Source organism: Macrococcus animalis (assembly GCF_047425875.1).
Lineage (GTDB): Bacteria > Bacillota > Bacilli > Staphylococcales > Staphylococcaceae > Macrococcoides > Macrococcoides animalis.
In genome coordinates, this window is the sequence record NZ_CP179727.1 from 205,161 (window position 1) to 228,226 (window position 23,066).

Genomic DNA, 23,066 nt, shown 5'->3' on the forward strand with positions numbered 1-23,066 from the left:
TTTAAAATTTCAAAAGTGGGAGGTCATTTATGAAAAGATTCTCACCCATAATCATTACCCTACTCGCTGCAACCTTTATTGCACGGTTTAGTATGTTAATGGTGATGCCCTTTTTATCAATTTACTTAATCAATACATATCACTATTCAGGCTTTCAAATTGGCATCATATTATCTGTTGCTGGTGTTGTGGCAATCATACTGAGTATGACTTCAGGTAGTGTCATCGACCGTTTCAATAAACGACATGTCATCTACTTCGGCTTAATTATTGGCATTCTTAGCTATCTTGCCTTTCCGATGATTCATACATTTCCTGGTTTTATTCTTTTCTCAATTGCATCAACAATTGGAAACACTTTAGTTGAACCTACATATCGTGTTCTCATTACGCAGTTTACTGCAGATGAAGATAAGAAACTGATCTTTAATATCAGATACTACTTAATTAACGTTGCTGCTGCCATTGGACCGTATTTATCAAGTCAGATTCAATGGGTTGGAATCGATAAACTATTTTATATTGTTGTTATTGCACTATTTATTAATCTATTATTATTCATTTACATCTTTAATAAAAACAATATTAATCTTAACAATAATCAATCGATGAACCATATTCCATTCTTTAATATGATGTATATCTTTAAACAAGATAAAGCCTTTCTCTATTTAGTATTAGGGAATATCTTTATCGTATTTGGCTATACACAAATGATGACTTCACTCAGCATTTATTTAACTAAGATCTATCCGTATGCGACAGCGATTCACCATTATGCGATACTCACACTAGTGAATTCAATTGCCGTCATCTTATTACAATATTTTGTGTACAAAATTGGCCAACATATTAAAACAAGCACATCTATTATTATCGGTGCTTTACTATTACCTCTTGGATTAATACTTGTAGGGATTTCACCTGCTTTATTATCATTATGTATCGCTATGTTCATATTAACAGTTGGCGAAATATTCGTATTTACGATGTGGGATTTAAGAATTGATGAACTCTCACCGAAAGAAATGAAGGGCTCATATTACGCGTTGACTGGTTTAACCGGTATATCACGTATCATCGCCCCACTTGTCGGTGGATTACTGATTGATACATTTATAAACGGATTATTAATCTGGGGATTACTTGGAGCTGTTACTTATATCTCAGTTATCTTCTTTATTAAAAGTGCAAAATTAACACCCACAAAACTGTGATTTTTTGGATGTTAGTACTAAAATTCTTTCTTAAGTTTAATGTGTATTCCAATCTAATCATCAAACATAAAATATAAACATTTCTTAAAGGCATTGATATTTTTCTATTTTTATTGCTTTAATGGAATACACTTCAATTCCCGAAAAATTCACAGTGACAGGTTATTTATTAGTTACTATCACCTTTATAATATTTATGAATGTATCAAGAAAATTTAGAATAAGATAATAGTATAACAAACTGCCCTTAACGGCAGTTTTTTTATGTGTTCATTTTGGCATTTTACTGCATCTTTTATCATGTATCTCATCAAATATAACACACACGATTATTGCAAAAAATTTATTATATGTTACAATTACACTTCACAGCGTTAAAGCAAAGGAGTGCTTAAATGAAAAAGACACAAAACTGGAATTCATCTATCGGATTTATCCTTGCTAGCGCAGGATCAGCAATAGGTCTTGGTGCTATCTGGAAATTTCCATATATCGCTGGCTTGTATGGTGGCGGTGCTTTTTTATTAGAATTTATTATCTTTACGTTATTGATTGGACTTCCTCTTCTTATATCAGAATTTAGTATTGGACAACTTGGTAAAACTTATACCATTTCTATTTTTAATAAATTGTCAGGAAAACCTATTTTGAATAGTATTGGCTACTTAGGTAATATAACCGCTTTTATACTATATGCATTTTATAGTGTCATTGGGGGTTGGATAATCATCTTTATTATGTATTACTTCGGTATCACCTTTAATCTTGTTGAACCTAACCCAGATTTTTTCAATCAAATGATGATAAATCCAAACTATGTATTAATTGGACAAGCACTATTCATTGCAGTGACCGGTATAATTGTGTCATTTGGTATACAAAACGGTATTGAGAAAGCATCTAAAATTATGATGCCTTTGTTGTTTATATTATTTATGATTATTGTCATACGTTCGGTAACCCTAGACGGGGCATCGACAGGATTAAAGTATTTCCTTATCCCAAGATTTGAGGATATATCAATAAAAGGGACACTTTATGCTTTAGGACAATCATTCTTCGCATTATCACTTGGCACAACTGGAATGATCACATATGCGTCCTACACAAAGGAAAAAACGAATATCTCTAAATCAGCAGCTTCAATCGTATTTATGAACTTATTGATATCAGTGCTCGCTGGACTAGCTATATTTCCAGCTGCATTTGCATTAAATATAGAAGTTGAAGCAGGTCCTGGATTGTTATTCCTTGTACTCCCACAGTTATTTAATAAAATAGCCTTTGGAATGTTCTTTTATATATTATTTTTGATATTATTCTTATTTGCAGCGCTGACGTCATCCATATCTCTACTTGAACTTAATTTATCAAACATCATAAAAGAAGATGAATCGAAACGTAAACGAACAGCCTTATGGATTAGTATTATTGTATTTATTACCGGAATACCCGCAGCATTATCTTTTGGTGTATTAAATAATATAAAATTCGGTGCAGGAAGTATCTTTGATAACATGGACTTTTTAGTGAGTTATATACTTATGCCTATCGGAGTATTATTAACCACTCTATTTACTGGACATATACTATCTAAAACTAGGCTCCAAAATGTTGTTACACACGGATTTTCAATATGGTATCCACTCGTAAAATACGTACTACCCGTAGTTATTTTAATAGTCATAATTACGCAGTTTTTTTAAAAAATTAAGCCAATATCACATAGGATATTGGCTTAATTATATTCGAACAGTGCTTACAGACTGCTCTTAATAATATGTTGTACATTAGGATAATCATCCATAATAAAATACAAACTTTTCTTAAAATCTTTAATATTCTTCAATTTTCTATAGTATGCTATATCTTGATTGCCACTTAATTTATCTAGTATATCTAAACTATTAATCCAATGAATTATCAAATCCTCATGACAACGTCGATATTTCAATAATACTTCAATGATACCACTCATTCTTTCATCTTCATCATCAATATAAGGCATATCATTATTTTGAAGTTTCAATAGATTAACTTTGATACCCTCTAAAATAGTTAAAGTAAATGATTCATCATAATTTCTATTTTTTATTACTTCTATAATTGCATCTGAAGCATGTGCTATGCCATGTGCCCAGCCTTTACGATGAACAAAACCACGTGTATCTTTTTCATTTATGAAATATTCAATAACAGCTTTTGAAATACTTCTTAACTGACTATGAGTAAATAAATGTCGCATATTATCTCTATATAGAATACTCATCAAAAACAAAACACTAAAACTTCTTTTAAAAATATCATCACAAATGTCTGAATTATAAATGTTTAGATTACATATACAACGATACACTAAATCATCTAGAACATTGTTATCTATATTCTCATCAATCATACATTGTGCAAATGTATTAAATGCTAATTGGTCTCTAATAAATGGATCAGTATTCCCCACTTCTTTCATACATTCATACAATAAATGATGAATAAATTCCGTGCCTGAATCTTTATTATATTGTTGAACTAATAATTTCAAATTCATATTAATACCTCACAATACACTTCCTATAATATTAAAATATTTTTCTGAATACGGTAAGAAGTGGTTCTTACCAAATGTTATTTCATTATCTCCCAAAACATTTTTACCTTTAATTTGATGTTTTGAATTAAAAAAAAGTAATTTTAATTCCTTTAATGGTACTTCAATCAGATCTTCCACTTCATTATCATTAAAAGTAATTTGTTTCATTTCTTCTGCTGTAATTTCGTAGTTAAAAACATTAATAAACTCTTTATCCATTTTACTTCTATTATCAAGTATTTCAGGAATCACACATACTAACTTTAAATCATCAAACAATATATCAATACCAAGCTCTTCTTTTATCTCTCTTACACCAGCAGCCATCGTTTCATTACTCATAATATGACCACCAATTGTAACATCCAGTAAACCTTTGTAATCAGAGACATAATCACTTCGCTTCTGCAAAATCATCTTATCGCCACAAGAAAAAATACATTGAAACGTTTCATGCCATTCTTCTTTATAATGAACTTCGCTTCGAGATAATTTCCCTTTTAATTCATAGTTCTCATGATAAATATTAAGACTTTCCTTAATTCCACCTCATCTTATTTATTTCTTGCTTACTTGAATATTTTAGAACTTTCAATTATTGGACTTATACCAATCAATTACAATATGTGGTAATATATAAATTGAGGTGGTAATATGAATAAAATAATTTATTTTATAAACATTATACTCTTAGTCATAGGTATTTTCTTAGTATTCATATCACAAAATTTTGCTTATATTAATCCTAATGTAGTGTCACCCATTTATATTGTTACATTTGTAAATTTTGTAGCAGGACTTTTTTATTTATTAGCTTTAATCTGGTCAATTTTCAATTTAATTAAATACAAATTATATATAGTGAGAATTTCATCGTTAATTGTTATTGTCCTATGTTTTGTATTTGCGTGGCTATCATTATTTATTACAGCAATGTGGTGGGGATGAATTTTAGGAGGTCAACAGAGTGAAAAAGCGAAATAATATATTATTTATTATGACGAAGCTTATTATTCTTACTGTAGCTTTTTTAGATTGGCTCCCTACAGAACAAGAATGGTTGAATGGCTTGGAAAAAATAGATAACTCCTTCCCTAATACCATTTGGATTGATAAAAAGAAAGACATTAAAATTTGGCGTATGGTTATTGGATCATATATTGTTAAAAGAAGAGAAGATACTGTAAAATATCCTCAATACATGACGGGTATCATTTATAATAAAAAATTTGTGATTACACGAAATAGAAATAACAGGTATTTCACTTATGACGTAGTAAATAATAAAAATAAAGAGATTAAAAAGCATGATATTCAGTTATTAAAGAAAAAATATCAACTTAAAGGTGATTTTATTTCTTTAGATTAAATATGAACCCCATTAACAAGGTCAATTGTTAATGGGGTTCTATAGTTATTCAAACGCTTCGAACACTTCATATGGATAAAACTCACATGCATCGTTACTCAATGGATTTAAAATGATACTGTTTTCTTCCATATCAATATCAGGAAGTACATCATTAATAAATGTACCTTTATCAATCATTTCTAAAGATAAATGTGATTGCTTCTCAGCAAGTGATTGTGGAATATTTTGATCCGTCCAGAAATAATAAGAAAATCCTGGGAAATATTCAAATGAAACATCTCCCATTACGTCCCCTATTTCTTCATCCATTATATAAAAGAACATTTTCTTAGCTCTAATTAACTCTAATATATTTTCAAAATCACTATTATTATTAGTATGATTCGAAGCATTTAATTTAGCAATTAACTCATGTATGTTATTAAAGATTTTTGTTGGCTCTATTTCTGGCCACTCACTCCATACATATAAAGCTTCATCATCTTTTGTATTAGAGAATCCTAAATACCCTTCTGCTTCAGTAGTATTTTCTGCAATAACAGTAAAATTGGAACTATTTCTTTTATTCATAGTCAAAATATCAGTTGCTGTTTTCTTAATATTATTTGCATCTCGAATAGGATAGAACTTCCATTCTTTGAACACAATAAAATTACCTTGTTCAAATAGCTTCCAATATTCATTTGGAATTTTCTTCAATATTCCCTCTTTGCTTATTAGTTGAATGACTTCCTTATTTACAGGGTCCAGTTTAAATTGAATTGGCATCGTTTTGCTCCTTTAGATCAGTTAATATAATTGTAACAATTCTCTGATTATAAATATATGTCCATTTTTATATAATCTTATTTTAAACTGATTAAATCCAACCTTTGATAAATATACTGACAAATAAACAAGATATATATTATTGCAAGTAGTGGTGCATAAAACGTCCACCAAGCGATTTGTAAATCATAGAAGTGAAAGCCTAATAAACTACTGAGTTCAGGGATTGTTGGTTGTTCATTGATTAAACAACCTGGTCCGTAACATACATCAGTTCCTCCAAAGAATATTTTAAAGAATGCAAGATGAGAAATCACTACTAGCGTTTGGAACATAATTCTAAAGAATACGATGAAATACTGAATCAACATATTCGGCAATAAATGCTTTTTAAAAATATATGCTTTAGATGGACTCATTGTTCTCGCACTACTAATAAATTCTTTTTCCAAAATCATTTGTGTAGCCGATTTAACTAATAATATCGTAGTTGGCAACATCAAAACAATTAGTATGATTAAATTAAAAATAATACGATAACTTTGTGTTGTAGTAAATTGATCAATCGGTTCATATAGTATCGGTCTAAGAAGTAAATAACCTAATATTGATTGTGGAATGTAAAAAAATGGTTGCATGAATGGTTCAAAGATATTCAAGTTAGTCTTTTTAAATGCTAAATACGTACCGATTAATATTGCAATAATTAAAGTGATTATTGCAACGATTACAAGAATACCTAATGTGATGCGATATCCAGAAAGCACTTCATATGCCATGTGTCTGGAATTTCGATCAACACCGAAAATATAATCTCTCCCCGGTGGAAATGGTGAACTTGCTATCATATTCCCATCTTTATCATAAAGAAAATTAGTCTTTTTAACTTTTCCTCCTAATACATCAAAGTAAATAATGCTAATTAAAGCAGGAATCAAGAGCAGACAAACAAAAAGATAGATACGTTTCATTATGCCAAACCCCTTCCTGTTGTCTTTTGCGTGTAGTTTTCAGCTATATAAAATAATAATCGTATCGGTAAATACATTAATAAAAATGAAATAAACAATACAATCGGTGAATTATATTCAAAAATAAAAACTGAAATACCAAATACATTTAATAATCTCTCAAGAAACAATAAACTTGATAAAGTCATCCATACAATTTGCTTAAAGTTGATGAAGTATCCTGTCAAAATGTTCTTTAATATGTGACCAAAAAATATTTCTTTATTATTTAAACCTTTGCTTCTTGCAAATGATACATAACTCTCTTCTCTTTCAGCATCAAGTAGTTGATGGATGACGGTGATACTATTAGAAATAGGAATGATTAACAATAATATAATAGGAAAAATAACTGCATCCTTCTCATGACTAGATGCAACATCAAATAGTAAGACATTCGTTTTAATATATATAAAGATAATGACAGAAATAAATACTGGTATGTAGAAAATATCAGGAATAATACTTAAAATTCGATTTGTTCGTATTATCACTTGATTGAATAATTTAGATTGGTACATTAGAAATGCGATGCATAATGAAAAGAGTAAAGAGATGAGCAGAGAACTAAATAATATTGTCATTGAGTTTATCCATGGTTCAATAATAAAAGGAAACAAATTATGCCTTACACCAGATTTTATATTTTCGAATACTATCTCACCTGGATTAAATAAAGATTTTAATGCATTGCCTAACGAATGGATAAAATGAGAAAAATCTATTTTTTGTTCATTAAATAATGAAGGGATACATGCTAATAAAAAGAGCATAAAAATTGTTATGACAATATTGAATATGTTTTTCAAATGCTCACCCATTTTTCAGAATTTTTAGATATTAATATTATATAACAAAGTAATAAAAAAAGACTCCAAAAAGGAATCTATAATTACTAGTTATATATATTTCTCTAAAAAGATTTCATCGATTAATTTACCTTTTTTTATATTTAAATAATCTTAAATTATCATTTATTTCAGCTTCTCCATATTTTACAAAGCCCATTTTTTCATAAAATTTATGATTTAATATATTGCCATGGGGTGTATAAACCGTCCAAAGCGGAACTTTTGAATAAATTTTATAAACTAATTTAACTGCTTCTGATCCATAACCTACACCTTGTATTTTTGGATCAATAAATAATTTGTATAAATGAACACGTTCATTATGAATAACTTTTAAAACAATTCCACCTATTATGTTTTCATTTAAATAAATAGTATAAAATTCATCATTATCAATACTATCTTTTAAAGTTTGTTCTGATTCACAGTAAGGATTCGTATCATGATCTTGATACTTTTCATAATCATTTTTAAAGGCTTTCTTTTGTAATTCTAATAATTTACTAACTTCTGTATACTTAGTCTTTGCTAATTCTATCATCTTTTTTCTCCCTTTATTAAGTAATATAACATAAATAATCAGAATACTCTCTTAATTATTTGAGTATATTTACATTTAGGGTTAAAATAAATTAACCGGTTTATTTCAATTAACTAAGGGGGATATAAATGACTCAATATCAAGTTCAAACGTTTGAACAATTAAAATGCATTTCCGAAGCCTTACGCATGAAAATTTCAATTTTATTAATTGAAAAAGAAATGACTGTAACAGATATTGCTAAACAATTAAACATTCCTAAAGCAAAGATTTTTTATCATTTAAAGGAACTAGAGAAACACCAAATGATTGAAATGACCAAGCAAATTCCTGAAGGTAGCAACATATTAAAATATTATCGAGCAACTCACCAAGGATTTCAAATTGATCCTAAATTATTTACTAATGATATCATTCAGCCATCAAAACAAATCATTTCTGAACAATTAAATCGTACTATTCAAGTTCTAAATCAATATGGATTAATCGAAGATAATCAACATTATATCTCAGCTACGCATCAAATAAAAATTGACAAAAATGAGGTCACAGCATTCAAGGATGAGTTTAACCAATTATTAAAGAAATATAATAAAGATATTAAGAAGTCAAATAATACAGAGCAAGTTGAAGAAGTACCTACAAGTTATTATTTAAATCTCACAATGTTTGAAATAAGTAAGGATGTATTTGAATAAAAATGAGGTGATTCAATGACTTTAAGACCTTTTCATCAATTACTATTAGGCCGTATATTTACAAACGCAGCTGATAGTATTTATTTTATTATTTCTTCACTTTATATTTATGAGATTACTAGAAGTGCTTTTATTTCAGGCTTTACAACTTCTGCGATGCTTGCAGTTAAATTTATTCAGTTATTTTATGGACCAATTATAGATTATTTTAATATTAAAAAGATTTTAATATTATCTCAAACTCTTCAAGCAATCTTAATGACGATTTTATCAATTTGCATTTTAAATAACTACAATCATTGGTTATTAATAATATCATTAGTAATACTTTCAATGCTCTTTGGTGAATTTTCATATCCAATTAGTAATAAACTAGTACCTATACTATTATCAAAAGAAGGCTTAGTAAAAGGTAATTCACAAATGACTTTTGCAAATAACACATTAGATATCGTATTGAATGCAGTTATTGCAGCATTGTTTGTCACAATGAGTGCAAATGTATTCTATATAATTAGTGCTATTCTTTTCTTATTTGCTACAATTTGTTATTGGAAACTGCCAGTTACAAATCATATCAATAAAAAAGCAACAATAAAATTTAATTACTTTCAATCACTAATGGCTGGATTAAAGATCGTAAGCTCATCATTTTTATGGATATTTATTATTGGAGCATTTTCAGTAAATCTTGGTATTGGTATTGTATATGGTGCATTACCTAAATTAGCACATGATGTTGATAATCCTACATATTATGGACTATTTCTTGCAACGATGAGTATCGGTATGATTCTTTCTACTTTAATTGCAACTCGATTTAAAAGAGTGCCACTTGGTAAATTGATGATTTTACTCTTTACTGTCGCTGGGAGTTCTATTCTTACAGGTTTAGTCATTAAACTACCCTTTTACTTAATATTTTATGGTTTAAGTTGGGTGATTGTTGGTATTGCAAACTTATTACTCTTATCTGTAAATCAAAGCATCATTCCTAATGAATACTTAGCACGTGTTAGTTCTGTGAGTAATAGTTTTGGAATTCTCGGATTGCCTCTAGGATCATTAGTTGCAGGCATATTATTAGAGAATATAAGTGCAATTCAACTCATTTCTTTATCAGGTATCTGCTATTTAGGACTAGCAATATTATGGCTGATGATTCCAACGCTTCGTAAGCAAAAAAAGATAGATAACATAATAGCTAATGATTTTGGTTTAAATAAAAAAAATAACCACTCATAAGCTTGACAGAGCTGAGTGGTTATTTGAAATATTAACCATTAATGCTAGTCACCGAATAAACGGATTTACAAGGGGAGTATTAATAGCACTCCTTTTTTCATTTACATTTTACAATGGAATGCTTTGAAATGCAAAATTAAAAAGAACATCAATCATAATTAATATAGTTTATTAAAATTAATATTTAATTAGCTCATTAATTTTTCTAAATAAAACTATTTTTTATATACAACTTCGCTTAATACAGGATTGCCATTTTCATCTACTAATACAGTTAAACCTGCACTTGCTCCTTGCCTTGCAAATACATAATTAACTCCTGTTTCTATATCAACCCAGATTTGAAAATTATTCAATTGTCCTTGATCAAATTTTAGAACAAAACGTTTATACTCAGACATAATTTCACCTCTTATAAAAATTTTATCAAACTAAGATTTTGATTAATTTGATAACAATACTTTACCATAAATTATTAAATATACTCATTAATACTATTTTTGGAACGATATCATAAATCAATCCAGAATCTATTTGTAACCCCACCATCTTCTCTTATATGTGACTGATCCTGAATACCGCCATTGTTTAATATTACTTTTTTACTCGTAATATTATCTTCATCACATGTTATTAATGCTTTTTCAACGTTTAGTGAATTTAGAAAGTTTAAGGATTCACGCAATATTATCGTAGCATATCCTTTACCTCTTTTATCAGGTCTAACGCCATAGCCTATATGCCCACCATAATGTATTAAAAATTCATTTAAATAGTGACGAATATTTGATGCACCTACTATACTTCCATCTTCTATTAAAAATAATGTAGAGTTTAAAACTTCATAGGATTTTTCTCGCTCTTCTAAATTATTGATAAAGTCTTGAAAAGAATTATATCGTTTTATGTTTGTAGCAGATGGGACAATACTTTCTTGTTCGTCTCCCCAAGCTTTAAAATAATCATTGAATAAATCTTCATCGTTTAAAGTAAGTTTTCTAAATTCATACATTTTATATCCTCCTAAATCCCTTTATTAAAATATATCATATTCTAAATAACACAATACGAAATTGATTGATAATTTAAAAATTGGAAATATATAATAAAAATAAGTTATAATTCATTTAAATTTATTAATTGTCCAGGGAGGTGTCTAAGTTGCCACTCGTTCCTACACTAATCTCTATCGCTATTTTATTGATCCCTGCTGTATTTTTCACATTAGGAAAAGGTGCAGATTTTATATCAGGCTATTCACTAATGAATGATAAACAAAAGCGACAATTTGATGAGAAGAAATTAACAAGAGATACTGCAATATTAATTTATTTCTTAATTGCACTAATTGTTGTTTGGCACATCGTCTATAGAAATGGATTCACTTTCTTCAGTACAACACTAGTTGTTGTATTTATCCTTACAATTTTAATAGCAAATATAGTTTTATTATTAAAAAACAAAAAGTAGGTTTCATTGATAATTTAATAGTTATAAATTTTTTTATATTATCAAACCGTCCAATATCAATAATATTGGACGGTTTGATATAGCTCTCTTCTAATCGATAATTTTTATCTTTTCTTCATTTTTTATGTATAACCATAAATGAATAGCTTTTAAGAAGATTTCAAATCCATTTGATAATATATATCTAGAATTATCTCTGTTTACTATCGTTTTTAATTGTTTTTCATCAATTTTTACTCGACTGTTTTTTATTGTATTATTCTCTGGAATTTTGTTTACAAATAAATTATTCAAAGAATACTCAATTGTTCCTTTACTTCCTTCTATCAAAATTTTTAAATTTTCCTCTTCTTCTAGTAAACTTAATTCTATATTGATATATTGAGTTTTATTATTGATAAATTTCGTTTTGTATAAATTATTTATACTGTTACATTTTATAGTCTCAACTTTTACTTCACTTGAAAACAAATAATAGTAAAGAGAAGTGATATCAATTAATGATTTGCTAATATTTTTGTTTTTAATCTTCATATTAAGAGTAATAGAATGTAATTCTCCAATAAGATCTTCCTCCAACAACCTTTTTATCTCATTTAATATATTTCGATATCTTAATAAGAAACTCGTTGTAATACTGATATTTTGGATGTCATTCATACACTCCAGCAAATGAAAGTCATTTTTACGAATTATACTAGGTGTTTCCAAAATAATGTTTACTCTATGGCCACTTGCTTTAATGATATAGTTTAAATAAACTGCTGAATCAGTGATATATACTGTATCTACTAATCTCAATAAATGATGTACGTCATCAAAGAATTCTAAAGTACTATCTGTAATATTGTTTATGTTCATTACATTATATTCAAAAATACCGATGAAATTATTTAAGCTGTTCGTCGTCAGATCATTAATGACTTTGTTATCTACAAAGTTACCCAAAACGCCAATGTTCATATTTTTTCCCCCAATGCTTAACTATTTGTTATGATAGCCTTATATTAAACGCTGGGAACATTCCCAGGTCAACCATTATTTATGGAGGAAATTTAGATGGATATCTTTGATGTTGCTAAAGCATGTAATGTTTCAAAGTCTACTATATCTCGTGTGATTAATAATCATCCACATGTAAGTGATGAGACTAGAAATAAAGTGATGCAATATATACAAGAAAATAATTATGTTCCAAATAATATTGCAACTTTTTTTAGAAACAGGACAACAAAGTCTGTTGCTATATCAATACCAAGTATTAATCACCCATTCTTTTCAAAATTATCATCATATTTAACCTTACTCTTAGACAACAATGGTTATAAAACCTATATACATCAAACTTTTACTAGTTCTAAAAGTGAAATCTCGATATTAAATGCACTTAAGACAAATGAAATAGATGCGATTATATTATGTTCAGTTGAAAATGAAATTGATGTAATAGAGTCATATGTAAAAGACGGTCTTATTATTGCATGCAATGATGCCCTAAAAATAAAATCAATATCCAACTTTCATTTTGACGAAGAGTATCTTGGATATATAGCTGGACAATATTTAATCAGCCTTAATTTAAATAACCTAGGTATTTGTTTAGATAATCCTGATAATAATGCACAAATATTAAGATTGAAAGGATATAAAAAAGCTTTATATGTGGCAAATAAAACTTTAAAAGATGATCGTATATTTAAAAATGCATTTACAATAGAAGATGGAATAAATATTGCTCAGTACATCAAGACAGAAAATTTGAATTTAGATGGTATTTTTACGGGGAATGATTATGTCTCTGCTGGCATTCAAAAAGTTTTAGGAGACAGGGTAAAGTTAATCGGTACAGACAATCAAGATATCTGTCAGATCACCACTCCAAAACTGATAAGTATTGAAATACCGATTAAATCTATGGCTAATGATATTGTCAATCATACAATGCAAAAGCTAGTTAATAATGATCGAAATAATGTACACAAAATTTATGATAGTAAAATAATAGAAAATTAAAAAAGTAGAAATGAAATCACTCAGATTCCTTTCTACTTTTTATATTCTCTAATACTAGCTGGTTTATATTCTTTTATTACTTGTTCCATATTTTCTATAGAATTAGCAAATGCTATTCTCTCTCGATCAACTTCTGTTAAGAATCCTTTTTCAACCATATTATCAAAGAATGCAGAAAGTAAATCATAGTAACCACTCTTGTTATATAAAATACAAGGACGATCATTTTGACCAATTCTTGCCCATGAAATTACTTCTGCAATTTCTTCTAAAGTTCCAGGTCCACCAGGTAATGCGACACAAACATCTCCAACTGATAATATTTTATTTTTACGTTCAGACATGTTTTCTACAATAATTAATTCTGTTAGACCTGGATGTGAAATCTCTCTATCAGCTAAGAATTTAGGCATAACACCTATTACTTTTCCACCAAATTCTAATACCGTATTTGCAATTGTGGCCATTAAACCTACATTTCCACCACCGTATACTAGCGTGTGATTTTTTTCAGCAATCCATTTTCCTAACTCAATTGCATTATCATTATATTGACTTTCATTACCGGTGCTCGCACCACAATAAACTATTATGTTCATGTAACATTCTCCTATTTTTGTTGTAATTTTTGAATTAATACTTGTACTGCTGGTGCAATGTTTGTTGTGTCAGACATATCCATATATTGAACATCCGTAATCTCACTTGATTTTTCTACTGTATCTAGACCTTCATATGTATAACATCTTAACTCAACATCATGATTAGTATCAGGATATGCTGGACCTATGATTGTATCTAAATATGCAAGTTTACTTGCATCTAACTTTACAGATAACTCTTCCTCCATTTCTCTAGTTAATGACTCTATATCACTTTCACCAGTTTCAATCTTACCACCTGGTAAATAATACTTTTCATTATCTCTTACTTTTACTAATAGTAATTTATTATCTTTAATCTCAACTAAATTAGCACAAATGTATTTAATCAAAATATTCACTCCCTCAACTTTGACATTGATATTATATCAAAGACGAATTGTTATTTGATATATTTTTGAAAGATAAAATTAAATCTATTATTTTCTAATTTGATTATTATATTCCATAAAAAGGGTATATCATTTGTATGGAGGTGAAAATATGAAGAAAGAACTTAAAACAAATACATATGGTGATTTATCCTTAAGTTTAGTTATCGCTAAAGGCACATTTTACAACAAATCGGTTGACGTAAATGGCATTTTGGATCTTGAAACTGGTGAAGTTACCTTCAAAAATTTCTGATGAAAACTTAATTAAAGCTAGAGACGCATTTGAAAAAGACCTATAACTAAAAACAAAAGATGAAAATATGATTTATTTTCATCTTGTTTTTAATTTCACATTTATTAAATTATTTTTTTCTTCATAGTAGTATTATCTTTTTCAATAAATTTATCTAAACAAAAAAACATTACCTTTTTCTAAGATATCATCAAATGACGGATCCATTTCAAAACCTAATGATTCAGCTGTTTTAATTGATGGGATATTATTATATTGCGTTTGAGCAACAACTTTATACTTACTATCAGTTATTTGTTTTACGTGTTTCATTATTTCATTCGCCGCTTCTTTAACAAAACCTTTGCGAGTTTTATCTGAATTAATACGATAATAAATATTTAAATAATCTTCATTTTGAATTGTTTTAAACTTTAATCCACATGCTCCAAAAGTTTTTCTATCAGATTTATCAATTAAAACATAATAACCAAAGCCATGTTGTTTATGATGTTTGATCCATTCTTTTATCCCTTCAGTAAATCTATCTATATCTGTATCAGGACCTTTAGGGTTATATAATTGGTTTGCAGGATCATTATGAATTGCAAATAATTCTTCTATATCATCAAGAGTTGGTACTTTAATAATTAATCGTTCTGTTTCTAACATAAGTTTTCTCCTTTTTATAATGATTGAACATCTTCAAGTTTTAAATCTATTCTTTACAAATGTATCTCTAATATATCTTTCTTCACTTATTATAGTCACTAAGATACATGAACCTGAATAATTAATTTTCTTTGATATAAGATTTTTATAATCACTTTTATCTGCTTCATTGCATTTATCTAAAGTAGACATAATATATGATTTTCCTTGAAAAATTTCATTGTCTAATTCATAAATTGAATTTAAATCATTTTCATTTGCTTTTTTATCCTATTATTCATAACTATATTTTCCATTTTTATTCCAAATATCTAAATCGAATTCGATTGCTTAATATATATTTAATTCTTTATTTCCTTCAAACCAATCATTCACAAATTCTTTATGTGGTGGATTGATTTCTATGTCTTTCATTTCTTTCCGTGAGATAAATCGTAGTTGCTTCGACTCATCAGATATCGTAAGTTCTCCATCAAATTCTTTTGTATAAAATACAATTGACACAGAATACACTTCATCACCATTAGGATATGTCACGATGTAATCTTCGCCAGAATAAATACCAAACAATTCTACTTCTTTTGGAAATAAGCCAGTCTCTTCAGTCACTTCTCGTATTGCAGCATCTTGGACTTTTTCACCTATTTCAATTAGTCCGCCCGGTATACCCCAAAGACCATTATCAGCGCGTTGTTCTAACAAAATTTTTCCATTCTGTTCTAATATTATACCTGCACCGATGACAATCAAGCATTCATGACCTATGTGTTGTCTCATTTTTTTATATAGTTCACTTAATCACATCCAATAATTTACTCATATAATATTCATCATAATATTTCTCATTGATCATTAATGATTTTCTTTTAGTACCTTCAATTTCAAATCCCCGACTTTTATATAATCCTATTCCTGCTTCATTTTCTGTTACTACTGTTAATTCGAACCTATGTATATTAACAGATTTCGCCCAACTTTCTACCGCTTCAAATAACAACTTACCTACACCTTGTCCACGAGTATCTTGATGCACCCCTATAACAAGATAAGCTGTATGTTTATTTCTCATGGATGTATTACCTATAGCAAAAAGATAAGCTAATAATCTTTCATTCTCAGCTACAAATATTGCACTATTTTCTTGACGATTAAAATGTTCTATCATTCTTGTTTGATTTTCAATCGTATTATTACGTTCGCCTGGCCCCATCAACATATATTCAGATGTCGATTCAACATGTGCTATTAAATTCATTAATTGTTCAGCATCATTTGACGTTGCTTGTCTTATTTTCATATTGAACCTCCCAAGAAATTATTAATAGTTTCTACAAATAATGTAGTCTCTTCGATATCAGGAAAATGTGCACTGTTAATAAAGTATTCTACTTTACAGTTTTCCAACTTCGATTGTATTAACTGTGTGGTTGCAATACCTGTATTACGATCAAATATACCTGTAATTATTAATGTAGGTTTGTTGAAATTAAATAATTGTTCAAGAAGAAGTTCACTTTCCATCAATTGGATGATTTCTTTATAGAAAGTGCCATCGTTCGATAATTTACTTTCTTGCCATAATCTACGATTTAATACTGCATTTTCTTTGCTCTGGAATAACAGTCTATCCGTTTCATCAACACTTGCAATTGACCACGCATATGCGATTGATTCTTGTATATGATGTGTTTTAATATATTCAATAAGTAATTTTCTATTATAATCATTAAAGACAGTTAAAAAACCATTTAACTGTGTCAAATTACTCATAGGTAAAGTGATTAAAGAAGGTGCTTCTAAAATAATTTTGTTGATATGCTTTGGATGCTTTACAGCATAGTTCATTGCTAATTCCCCACCGAAAGAATAGCCAAGTAAATTAAATTGATTAATACCAAGCTCAACCCTCAATGATTCAATATCATCAATTAATTGATTGATATTAATAGATTTCATATCTTTAACTTTTTCACTTCGACCACAGTGACGGTGCTCAAAATAAATCACAGGCATAGATTCTTCTAATAATAAACCCGAAGTACGTTCAAAAGTATAATGGTTGCCCCCAGGACCTCCGTGAATGACTAGTATAGGAATCTCATTAATATAGTCTCCTTTAATTTTCACCCAGTGTATACATTGATTTATTTCAATGAAGTGTTCACCTTCTAACATTTCAATCACCTCTTGTTTTCTTCCCATTCACTTCTTAAAATCCCCATTTTAATTGCATCATAATATTGTCCTTCAACAATACTAGCATCACGAATTCGTGCTTCTTCAATCATTCCAACTTTTTCGGCCAATTTCATCATTCGAATATTTCCTGACCATGTTGAAATCCCTATACGATGCAAATCACTATTCTTAAAGATATAATCAACCCATTGCTGGAATACAGAATTACCATATCCACCACTCCAATATTCAGGATTATAAATACAAATCCCAACTTCCATCCAATTTGTCTCCGAACTCACCCAATTTGCATGAAGCGTTCCGAAAAAATGACCATCATTAATGATGTACATTGTTTGAGGGATATCTTGATACTAATAATTTATTTCAATTTTTTTAGTAATAAATTCTTCTTTGTCCAATTCAGTCGTTGGTCTTGGATAATATGGACCATTCCACTTTGCTGACTCTTGGCGTTCATCTTCAAACATCCAATAATATAAGTCAGATAAATAATTTTTACTTGGCAATTCAATTGATATATTTTTAGTCATATAGTCCTCCGATTATTGGTATTTATTAATTAATGTTATATCTTCAGGATATAACCATTCAATACTGCTCATTTCATTTTTTGATATCCATTTCACTTCTTCTATTTCCTCGTCAGGATCATTTACTAGTATCTCACCAGAAATTACTTCACCAAGAAAGTAATCTACAGTAACTTCGTAATCTTTTACCACTTTAGAAGTAGTGTCTATATGATTTATTACCGAAATTCTATAACCTGTCTCTTCAAAGGCTTCTCTTACTGCAGCTTCTTCAGCAATTTCATTCCCTTCTAAACCACCTGTAGGAATCGACCATTTCTATTCACTTTTTGATTTCACGATTAACAATTTATTATCTCTTATCACGATAACACTAGCACCATTCCATTTTTTCATTTTGTTTTCTCCATAAAAAATTTATTATTTGACGTATCGATTACATAAAAAAATCAGATTTTTAAAAATTTTTTATTAAGTAATGTTTGTCATGTTCATCAAATTCTATTCATGTTATAAATATGATAAATCATTATCAGACTTTTCGGAAGAGTCTATAAATAATTTAAAATAAAAAAATAACCAACTTTCGCTGGTTATTCAACTGCATTTTCTAATATTGTAAATGTCATATTCTGAGTATCTAATTCTGCTTGTACACCATACGGTAAGATACACTTCGGTTCATTATGTCCAAAGCTTGCATTATAGAATACAGGTAAATCTTCTTTTTCTATTTCTCTTAATATTTTTTGGAATGTTGACTTAATCTCTTCATAATAGACACCGTCTTGCGGTCTTCCAATAATCAAACCATTTATTTGATTGAATATTCCCATCGTCGCAAATGATCGTATATACTGTTCTAGTACTTCAGGCTCTGTATGCCGTTCTGATGTTTCTAAAAACAAGATGGCACCTTTAAACGCTTCTAATGGTGGGAAAATTTCTGTTCCTTTTAAATTGACTAACGATTCTACACAGCCACCAATCAAATGTCCCTGAACTTTTCCAAAGCCATTAATTACTTCATAACCTGTATTAAATAAATTATCTCTCTCGAATTCTTTTGCTATTTCATCCCACATTAATCCGAACTTTTTAATTGTTTCAGATGTCTTAATTAAACCTATATCATTACTCGAGAATAATACATTAAGTATTTGATTGATTGTATAATCATCCATTTTAATATTTTCAGCAAAATCTGTAAGTAATGCTGGTCCATAAAAGGTTGTAATACCATGTTGGTAAAATAATAAATGCTGAACAGTCGTATCAGAATACCCCATAAATATTTTCGGATTGTTTTTAAACGCTTCAATATCAATATAAGGCATAATACGCACTGATTCAGTACCACCAATCGTACATATTATTGCTTTCACTTCAGGATCTAATACTGCTTGATTAAAGTCTTCTGCACGTTTTTCTGGATGAGCATATAAGTAATCCGTACCTTTTAGCGCATTTGGCATCACTTTATATTTTAGTCCAAATACAGATTCAAAGCGTTCGAGTCCCTGCCTCGTTCTCCAGATGAAATCTTTTTCTCCTGCCATGCCACTGGAAAGTGAGACAATTGCAACAGTATCACCTTTGTGTAATTTTTGAGGTTTAATCATTCTTTTCATCCTAATTAATTATTTGTTAACATTCATTTTATATTATTTTCAGAATTTTTAAAAGAGGTTAAAGAATATAATTATCTAGAATAATGTTTTTAGCATATAATAATTATTTTGTATTTATTATTTTATTTAGAATAAAAACAGCCTACTAAGGCTGTTTTTTAGATATTACCTTATATTCGCAGGTTACATTAAAATACGATTCTATATTTTCAATCAGCGCATTCATCGCAGATTCAGCACGTTCTGATTGAGAGGCATTAATCGCTTCAATAACCAGTATTGCTTCAGTTGTATTCTCAGTTAGCATCGTACGCTGCGCCTCACGCCAGTTAAAACATCTACATATTGCACCAGTTTCATCATAATAAATGACTTCATTCTCTAGGGCAGGTGCACTTTCAGTTTCACCTAATGGAATAAAATCTTCGCCACCTTGTGCAATCCCTAAATGCATTGTTCCTTCAATCTTTGATAAATCTTCTCCACCACATGGCACTGCATAGGTTAATGAAATGCTGTTATATAAATCAACAAGTGGATTGATAGGGTTAAAATCACGATCTTGATGTGCTCTTTTTAACAGTGCTTCAATTGATGATCGTGCGCCCTTTTTTGTCTTGAATTGTTTGAATGCATCACGCCATTCTTGTATCACTACGTTATCGCTAAAATTTTCTAACGGTAAATAATTTAATGATGACTTCTTAGCTGCATTCAATTGTTCCGTAAATAATGCTTCATCTCTCTTTGAATTATCAATACCTCTAGCAATAATTGTATAAATCTTAGCATCAGGGAATATATTAAAGAATGCATCATCAATGATTAATTGATACATTTTAATCGCTCCTTTTTTATTATCATTATACCCTTATTTTTCATTTTTATGAATTAATAGTAGCGTAATGTTTCATCGCAGCGCTTATAAATGCAGCAAGATTTTCTCCGTATTGATTGATATTTTGCGTAAATCTTTGATCCATTGTATACATATCCCCTAAACCATAAAACGCATCAAGTGAATAATTTCCGAAGTGATTATTTAAGAAGTGATAAAAATTTTCTGTTTGTTTTATAACCGCTTCATCTTCAACAGGTTTTTCTTTTAATAGACTAAATGTTTCAAACATTTCTACCCACGCTTTTGCTAATTCATCTTTATCTTCGTTTGTTAGTTGATTTAATTTTTGGTTGGAATTATCTACAGCAGCATCTCCAAATTTGTCACGTGCTTCTTGTTCATATTGATTGTCATTAAAGTTAATGCCTTTAAATTTTTCTTCTGTTGTCATCATAATGCCTTCTTTCTTAGATTGTATTGTTGTATCGATAAGTTGGATTAAATGCATAATATGTTGCTGTTTTCGTATTAATTTTTCACGTTGTGCCTTTAAATGGTCAATTGCGCTATCTTGACTTCTCAGTAAGATTTGAATTTCCTTTAACGGCATTTCTAGTGTGCGATAAAATAAAATGACTTGTAATTTGTCCAAGTCGGTTTCTGAGTAAATTCGGTATCCTTTGTTATTCTTTTTTGGGGTTAATAAACCAATTGCATCATAATGATGCAATGTACGAATACTCGTTCCAGTAATTTCTGCAACCTGTTTAATGTGCATCTAACTCCTCCTTTCTATTACAATATAATCTATGACGTTACGTTAAGGTCAATACTATATGTAATTTCTGATTTAAAATATTCAAAATGTTATAATATCAATGATATATTCGGTATCTATATTCAACACTATCGTATAAGGAGCTATGAGTATGCGCAAGCGTTTGACATCTTTACTCACAGAACGTGCTCCAGTTTTACCTGAAACTGTTGCACCAAGTGGTAAGAGAATCAACAAAGAACCTATTGTTTTAGTACACGGCTTTGCTGGATTTTCTAGAGATAATACACCTCATGGGTTAATGCCCTATTGGGGTGGTTTAAAAGTGAATATTACGTCTACTTTAAATATTGAAGGTTACGAAATATTTGAAGCAAGTATTGGTTCTATGACGTCTAGTTACGACCGTGCGATAGAATTATATTATTTTATAAAAGGTGGACGTGTGGATTATGGTGCCTACCATAGTAAAAAATTTGGACATCACCGTTTTGGGAAAACATATGATGGCATATTTCCCGATTGGCAACCTGGCCAAAAATTGCATTTAATTGGTCATAGTATGGGAGGTCAAACGATTCGACTGTTAGAAAACATGCTGCGTTTTGGTCGTCCTGAAGAGGTAGATTATGCCAAGACACATCATGTCAAAGTTTCACCATTATTTTTAGGTGGACAAGACAATATGATCAATACGATTACGACTATTGGCACACCACACAATGGCACCTATATTGCGGATCGATTAGGTAATTCAAATTTAATTAAAACGTTCTTTTATCGGCTTATCGAAAATGAAGGTATAACTACTTTTAAAGTAGATTGGGGATTTGGTCAATGGGATTTAAGGCAACAAAAAGATGAAAGTTACTTTGCCTATATTAAACGTGTTCGTGCCAATAAATTATGGCAAACGACTGATAATGGATTTTATGACTTAACATTACCTGGTGCTGAAGCAATCAACAATCAACTTACAATCAACCCAAATATTCGTTATAAGAGTTATACTACTGTTGCAACACATAAAAGTCTTTTCACCAATTTGCAAATTGCAAATGTAGGTATGTTTGCACCATTTTATTTAACAGGTATTCTTGGTACATTCTCAGGAACAAAAGAATGGTGGGAAAACGATGGATTAGTACCTGCCATATCAGCTGAAGGTCCATTCACAGAACCTAAAAGCTACCATTCAAAAATCATGATTGAGCGTGGTGTATGGCATGTCGTGCCAAGATTATATGGTTGGGATCATATGGACCAAATTGGAGGAAACTTAACCAATTTATTGCACACACCGAATGAACTTATTGATTTTTATCGTACTTTAGTGAAAGAACTGATTTTATTTGAAAAGTAAAAACCTAGG

30 protein-coding genes are annotated in these 23,066 nt (G+C 29.3%); 9 read left to right on the forward strand and 21 right to left on the reverse strand.

The features are described from left to right. The first annotated feature begins 29 nt into the window (after positions 1-29). Entirely contained in the window at positions 30-1,217 is a 1,188-nt protein-coding gene (locus ACMGE9_RS01035) for an MFS transporter (RefSeq protein ID WP_414043404.1), read from the forward strand. Between the two features lie 395 nt (positions 1,218-1,612). Beyond that, complete coding sequence (locus ACMGE9_RS01040; RefSeq protein ID WP_414043405.1) at positions 1,613-2,923, forward strand: sodium-dependent transporter; 1,311 nt, start codon at positions 1,613-1,615, stop codon at positions 2,921-2,923. 53 nt (positions 2,924-2,976) lie between these two features. On the opposite strand, the gene ACMGE9_RS01045 is transcribed toward ACMGE9_RS01040, so the two are convergent. Beyond that, complete coding sequence (locus ACMGE9_RS01045; protein WP_414043406.1) at positions 2,977-3,762, reverse strand: DUF2785 domain-containing protein; 786 nt, start codon at positions 3,760-3,762, stop codon at positions 2,977-2,979. A 9-nt stretch (positions 3,763-3,771) separates the two neighbouring features. Then, positions 3,772-4,221: an NUDIX domain-containing protein gene (locus ACMGE9_RS01050; protein ID WP_414043407.1), complete on the reverse strand. Its 450-nt coding sequence runs from the start codon at positions 4,219-4,221 to the stop codon at positions 3,772-3,774. 550 nt (positions 4,222-4,771) lie between these two features. Here ACMGE9_RS01050 and ACMGE9_RS01055 point away from each other — a divergent pair. Continuing rightward, on the forward strand, positions 4,772-5,173 hold the full coding sequence (locus tag ACMGE9_RS01055) for a hypothetical protein (protein WP_414043408.1): 402 nt from the start codon (positions 4,772-4,774) through the stop codon (positions 5,171-5,173). A 45-nt stretch (positions 5,174-5,218) separates the two neighbouring features. On the opposite strand, the gene ACMGE9_RS01060 is transcribed toward ACMGE9_RS01055, so the two are convergent. The 4 genes from ACMGE9_RS01060 to ACMGE9_RS01075 form a co-directional block, all read right to left on the reverse strand. Then, entirely contained in the window at positions 5,219-5,944 is a 726-nt protein-coding gene (locus ACMGE9_RS01060) for a hypothetical protein (protein ID WP_414043409.1), read from the reverse strand. Between the two features lie 77 nt (positions 5,945-6,021). Continuing rightward, positions 6,022-6,915 (reverse strand): ABC transporter permease subunit, encoded by an 894-nt coding sequence (locus ACMGE9_RS01065; protein WP_414043410.1) that lies wholly within the window; start codon positions 6,913-6,915, stop codon positions 6,022-6,024. Next, complete coding sequence (locus ACMGE9_RS01070) at positions 6,915-7,763, reverse strand: ABC transporter permease subunit (RefSeq protein WP_414043411.1); 849 nt, start codon at positions 7,761-7,763, stop codon at positions 6,915-6,917. The genes ACMGE9_RS01065 and ACMGE9_RS01070 overlap by 1 nt, the downstream gene beginning before the upstream one ends. Before the next feature lie 127 nt (positions 7,764-7,890). Beyond that, entirely contained in the window at positions 7,891-8,346 is a 456-nt protein-coding gene (locus ACMGE9_RS01075; RefSeq protein ID WP_414043412.1) for a GNAT family N-acetyltransferase, read from the reverse strand. 128 nt (positions 8,347-8,474) lie between these two features. On the opposite strand from ACMGE9_RS01075, the gene ACMGE9_RS01080 reads away from it, so the two are divergent. Further along, positions 8,475-9,044, forward strand: a complete 570-nt coding sequence (locus ACMGE9_RS01080; RefSeq protein WP_414043413.1) for an ArsR/SmtB family transcription factor — start codon at positions 8,475-8,477, stop codon at positions 9,042-9,044. 15 nt (positions 9,045-9,059) lie between these two features. Then, a complete protein-coding gene (locus tag ACMGE9_RS01085) occupies positions 9,060-10,289 on the forward strand; it encodes an MFS transporter (RefSeq protein ID WP_414043414.1) in 1,230 nt (409 codons plus the stop codon). Positions 10,290-10,504: 215 nt separating this feature from the next. Here the strand turns inward: ACMGE9_RS01085 and ACMGE9_RS01090 are convergent, their stop codons facing one another. Both ACMGE9_RS01090 and ACMGE9_RS01095 read right to left on the reverse strand, forming a co-directional pair. After that, entirely contained in the window at positions 10,505-10,690 is a 186-nt protein-coding gene (locus tag ACMGE9_RS01090; RefSeq protein ID WP_414043415.1) for a DUF6440 family protein, read from the reverse strand. Positions 10,691-10,800: 110 nt separating this feature from the next. Further along, positions 10,801-11,301, reverse strand: a complete 501-nt coding sequence (locus ACMGE9_RS01095) for a GNAT family N-acetyltransferase (protein ID WP_414043416.1) — start codon at positions 11,299-11,301, stop codon at positions 10,801-10,803. A 149-nt stretch (positions 11,302-11,450) separates the two neighbouring features. On the opposite strand from ACMGE9_RS01095, the gene ACMGE9_RS01100 reads away from it, so the two are divergent. Next, positions 11,451-11,759, forward strand: a complete 309-nt coding sequence (locus ACMGE9_RS01100; RefSeq protein ID WP_414043417.1) for a DUF3784 domain-containing protein — start codon at positions 11,451-11,453, stop codon at positions 11,757-11,759. Positions 11,760-11,849: 90 nt separating this feature from the next. On the opposite strand, the gene ACMGE9_RS01105 is transcribed toward ACMGE9_RS01100, so the two are convergent. Then, on the reverse strand, positions 11,850-12,722 hold the full coding sequence (locus tag ACMGE9_RS01105; RefSeq protein WP_414043418.1) for a hypothetical protein: 873 nt from the start codon (positions 12,720-12,722) through the stop codon (positions 11,850-11,852). A 96-nt stretch (positions 12,723-12,818) separates the two neighbouring features. Here ACMGE9_RS01105 and ACMGE9_RS01110 point away from each other — a divergent pair, with 96 nt between their 5' ends. After that, a complete protein-coding gene (locus ACMGE9_RS01110; RefSeq protein ID WP_414043419.1) occupies positions 12,819-13,772 on the forward strand; it encodes a LacI family DNA-binding transcriptional regulator in 954 nt (317 codons plus the stop codon). 32 nt (positions 13,773-13,804) lie between these two features. Here the strand turns inward: ACMGE9_RS01110 and ACMGE9_RS01115 are convergent, their stop codons facing one another. Together ACMGE9_RS01115 and ACMGE9_RS01120 are read right to left on the reverse strand one after the other, a co-directional pair. Then, the gene (locus ACMGE9_RS01115; protein ID WP_414043420.1) at positions 13,805-14,371 is read right to left on the reverse strand and encodes a TIGR00730 family Rossman fold protein; all 567 of its coding nucleotides are present in this window, start codon (positions 14,369-14,371) and stop codon (positions 13,805-13,807) included. 11 nt (positions 14,372-14,382) lie between these two features. Continuing rightward, positions 14,383-14,766, reverse strand: coding sequence for an NUDIX hydrolase (locus ACMGE9_RS01120; RefSeq protein ID WP_414043421.1), 384 nt, complete (start codon positions 14,764-14,766; stop codon positions 14,383-14,385). A gap of 151 nt (positions 14,767-14,917) precedes the next feature. Between ACMGE9_RS01120 and ACMGE9_RS01125 the strand changes: the two genes are divergently transcribed. Next, a complete protein-coding gene (locus ACMGE9_RS01125) occupies positions 14,918-15,061 on the forward strand; it encodes a hypothetical protein (protein WP_414043422.1) in 144 nt (47 codons plus the stop codon). Between the two features lie 150 nt (positions 15,062-15,211). On the opposite strand, the gene ACMGE9_RS01130 is transcribed toward ACMGE9_RS01125, so the two are convergent. The 10 genes from ACMGE9_RS01130 to ACMGE9_RS01175 form a co-directional block, all read right to left on the reverse strand. Continuing rightward, a complete protein-coding gene (locus ACMGE9_RS01130; RefSeq protein ID WP_414043423.1) occupies positions 15,212-15,712 on the reverse strand; it encodes a GNAT family N-acetyltransferase in 501 nt (166 codons plus the stop codon). Positions 15,713-16,042: 330 nt separating this feature from the next. Further along, the gene (locus tag ACMGE9_RS01135) at positions 16,043-16,489 is read right to left on the reverse strand and encodes an NUDIX hydrolase (RefSeq protein ID WP_414043424.1); all 447 of its coding nucleotides are present in this window, start codon (positions 16,487-16,489) and stop codon (positions 16,043-16,045) included. Between the two features lie 13 nt (positions 16,490-16,502). After that, positions 16,503-17,009 carry an N-acetyltransferase family protein gene (locus ACMGE9_RS01140; protein ID WP_414043425.1) on the reverse strand — a complete coding sequence of 169 codons (507 nt, stop codon included), beginning with the start codon at positions 17,007-17,009 and terminating at the stop codon, positions 16,503-16,505. After that, positions 17,006-17,914, reverse strand: a complete 909-nt coding sequence (locus ACMGE9_RS01145) for an alpha/beta fold hydrolase (protein WP_414043426.1) — start codon at positions 17,912-17,914, stop codon at positions 17,006-17,008. Before ACMGE9_RS01145 ends, ACMGE9_RS01140 begins: the two co-directional genes overlap by 4 nt. Continuing rightward, positions 17,893-18,243 carry a GNAT family N-acetyltransferase gene (locus ACMGE9_RS01150; RefSeq protein WP_414043427.1) on the reverse strand — a complete coding sequence of 117 codons (351 nt, stop codon included), beginning with the start codon at positions 18,241-18,243 and terminating at the stop codon, positions 17,893-17,895. The genes ACMGE9_RS01145 and ACMGE9_RS01150 overlap by 22 nt, the downstream gene beginning before the upstream one ends. A gap of 21 nt (positions 18,244-18,264) precedes the next feature. Continuing rightward, on the reverse strand, positions 18,265-18,444 hold the full coding sequence (locus ACMGE9_RS01155; protein WP_414043428.1) for a hypothetical protein: 180 nt from the start codon (positions 18,442-18,444) through the stop codon (positions 18,265-18,267). Positions 18,445-18,456: 12 nt separating this feature from the next. Further along, positions 18,457-18,753 (reverse strand): NUDIX hydrolase, encoded by a 297-nt coding sequence (locus tag ACMGE9_RS01160; protein ID WP_414044423.1) that lies wholly within the window; start codon positions 18,751-18,753, stop codon positions 18,457-18,459. A 284-nt stretch (positions 18,754-19,037) separates the two neighbouring features. Next, positions 19,038-20,066: a S66 family peptidase gene (locus ACMGE9_RS01165; protein WP_414043429.1), complete on the reverse strand. Its 1,029-nt coding sequence runs from the start codon at positions 20,064-20,066 to the stop codon at positions 19,038-19,040. Between the two features lie 154 nt (positions 20,067-20,220). After that, positions 20,221-20,913: a B3/4 domain-containing protein gene (locus ACMGE9_RS01170; RefSeq protein WP_414043430.1), complete on the reverse strand. Its 693-nt coding sequence runs from the start codon at positions 20,911-20,913 to the stop codon at positions 20,221-20,223. A 46-nt stretch (positions 20,914-20,959) separates the two neighbouring features. Then, a complete protein-coding gene (locus tag ACMGE9_RS01175; protein ID WP_414043431.1) occupies positions 20,960-21,694 on the reverse strand; it encodes a MerR family transcriptional regulator in 735 nt (244 codons plus the stop codon). Between the two features lie 151 nt (positions 21,695-21,845). Between ACMGE9_RS01175 and ACMGE9_RS01180 the strand changes: the two genes are divergently transcribed. Then, positions 21,846-23,057 carry an esterase/lipase family protein gene (locus tag ACMGE9_RS01180; RefSeq protein WP_414043432.1) on the forward strand — a complete coding sequence of 404 codons (1,212 nt, stop codon included), beginning with the start codon at positions 21,846-21,848 and terminating at the stop codon, positions 23,055-23,057. Positions 23,058-23,066 lie beyond the last annotated feature (9 nt).

Excerpts from the sequence above, each read along its gene's own strand:
- ACMGE9_RS01085 (WP_414043414.1), top strand. The coding sequence starts at position 9,060 with ATGACTTTAAGACCTTTTCATCAATTACTATTAGGCCGTATATTTACA.
- ACMGE9_RS01150 (WP_414043427.1), bottom strand. The coding sequence starts at position 18,243 with ATGTACATCATTAATGATGGTCATTTTTTCGGAACGCTTCATGCAAAT.
- ACMGE9_RS01105 (WP_414043418.1), bottom strand. The coding sequence starts at position 12,722 with ATGAACATTGGCGTTTTGGGTAACTTTGTAGATAACAAAGTCATTAAT.
- ACMGE9_RS01170 (WP_414043430.1), bottom strand. The coding sequence starts at position 20,913 with ATGTATCAATTAATCATTGATGATGCATTCTTTAATATATTCCCTGAT.
- ACMGE9_RS01130 (WP_414043423.1), bottom strand. The coding sequence starts at position 15,712 with ATGTTAGAAACAGAACGATTAATTATTAAAGTACCAACTCTTGATGAT.
- ACMGE9_RS01090 (WP_414043415.1), bottom strand. The coding sequence starts at position 10,690 with ATGTCTGAGTATAAACGTTTTGTTCTAAAATTTGATCAAGGACAATTG.
- ACMGE9_RS01060 (WP_414043409.1), bottom strand. The coding sequence starts at position 5,944 with ATGCCAATTCAATTTAAACTGGACCCTGTAAATAAGGAAGTCATTCAA.
- ACMGE9_RS01175 (WP_414043431.1), bottom strand. The coding sequence starts at position 21,694 with ATGCACATTAAACAGGTTGCAGAAATTACTGGAACGAGTATTCGTACA.
- ACMGE9_RS01095 (WP_414043416.1), bottom strand. The coding sequence starts at position 11,301 with ATGTATGAATTTAGAAAACTTACTTTAAACGATGAAGATTTATTCAAT.
- ACMGE9_RS01035 (WP_414043404.1), top strand. The coding sequence starts at position 30 with ATGAAAAGATTCTCACCCATAATCATTACCCTACTCGCTGCAACCTTT.
- ACMGE9_RS01045 (WP_414043406.1), bottom strand. The coding sequence starts at position 3,762 with ATGAATTTGAAATTATTAGTTCAACAATATAATAAAGATTCAGGCACG.
- ACMGE9_RS01155 (WP_414043428.1), bottom strand. The coding sequence starts at position 18,444 with ATGACTAAAAATATATCAATTGAATTGCCAAGTAAAAATTATTTATCT.
- ACMGE9_RS01165 (WP_414043429.1), bottom strand. The coding sequence starts at position 20,066 with ATGATTAAACCTCAAAAATTACACAAAGGTGATACTGTTGCAATTGTC.
- ACMGE9_RS01040 (WP_414043405.1), top strand. The coding sequence starts at position 1,613 with ATGAAAAAGACACAAAACTGGAATTCATCTATCGGATTTATCCTTGCT.
- ACMGE9_RS01140 (WP_414043425.1), bottom strand. The coding sequence starts at position 17,009 with ATGAAAATAAGACAAGCAACGTCAAATGATGCTGAACAATTAATGAAT.
- ACMGE9_RS01125 (WP_414043422.1), top strand. The coding sequence starts at position 14,918 with ATGAAGAAAGAACTTAAAACAAATACATATGGTGATTTATCCTTAAGT.
- ACMGE9_RS01135 (WP_414043424.1), bottom strand. The coding sequence starts at position 16,489 with ATGAGACAACACATAGGTCATGAATGCTTGATTGTCATCGGTGCAGGT.
- ACMGE9_RS01050 (WP_414043407.1), bottom strand. The coding sequence starts at position 4,221 with ATGATTTTGCAGAAGCGAAGTGATTATGTCTCTGATTACAAAGGTTTA.
- ACMGE9_RS01145 (WP_414043426.1), bottom strand. The coding sequence starts at position 17,914 with ATGGGAAGAAAACAAGAGGTGATTGAAATGTTAGAAGGTGAACACTTC.
- ACMGE9_RS01180 (WP_414043432.1), top strand. The coding sequence starts at position 21,846 with ATGCGCAAGCGTTTGACATCTTTACTCACAGAACGTGCTCCAGTTTTA.
- ACMGE9_RS01065 (WP_414043410.1), bottom strand. The coding sequence starts at position 6,915 with ATGAAACGTATCTATCTTTTTGTTTGTCTGCTCTTGATTCCTGCTTTA.
- ACMGE9_RS01115 (WP_414043420.1), bottom strand. The coding sequence starts at position 14,371 with ATGAACATAATAGTTTATTGTGGTGCGAGCACCGGTAATGAAAGTCAA.
- ACMGE9_RS01110 (WP_414043419.1), top strand. The coding sequence starts at position 12,819 with ATGGATATCTTTGATGTTGCTAAAGCATGTAATGTTTCAAAGTCTACT.
- ACMGE9_RS01075 (WP_414043412.1), bottom strand. The coding sequence starts at position 8,346 with ATGATAGAATTAGCAAAGACTAAGTATACAGAAGTTAGTAAATTATTA.
- ACMGE9_RS01080 (WP_414043413.1), top strand. The coding sequence starts at position 8,475 with ATGACTCAATATCAAGTTCAAACGTTTGAACAATTAAAATGCATTTCC.